The sequence below is a fragment of the Parahoeflea alexandrii genome (assembly GCF_027214025.1).
GTDB classification, from domain to species: Bacteria; Pseudomonadota; Alphaproteobacteria; order Rhizobiales; family Rhizobiaceae; genus Hoeflea; species Hoeflea alexandrii_A.
The window spans coordinates 1-262 of record NZ_JAPWHB010000045.1 but is presented as its reverse complement, the minus strand read 5'-3'; the positions used below and the strand labels follow the sequence as shown (position 1 = coordinate 262).

Below are 262 nucleotides of genomic sequence, written 5' to 3'. Positions count from 1 at the left end.
CGCGAACACCTCGAGCGAAGACGCGGCCGCCGAGAGCGCACCGAGCGGTCCGAAGCGCTTGAGGATGGTCTTGGAGACCAGGCCGACGACGCGCTTGGCGAGCAGGCGGGCGGGCGACTCGCCGCGCGCCAGGGCGAGCGCGTCGCGAGCGTCGCGGGTGAGCGACAGTCCGTGCCGCGAGGCGACGTCTTGCACCACCGAGCCGCGCACGGTGGCGACGAGCCGCTCCGGCACGAACGGGATCGGGATCGCGCTCGCAGCG

General features: G+C 74.4%; 1 protein-coding gene. It reads right to left on the bottom strand.

Features of this window, described 5'->3' with window-relative positions:
- Window positions 1-262: hypothetical protein (locus tag O4H62_RS26350; protein ID WP_269391858.1), on the bottom strand; the 262-nt coding region annotated here is incomplete at both ends.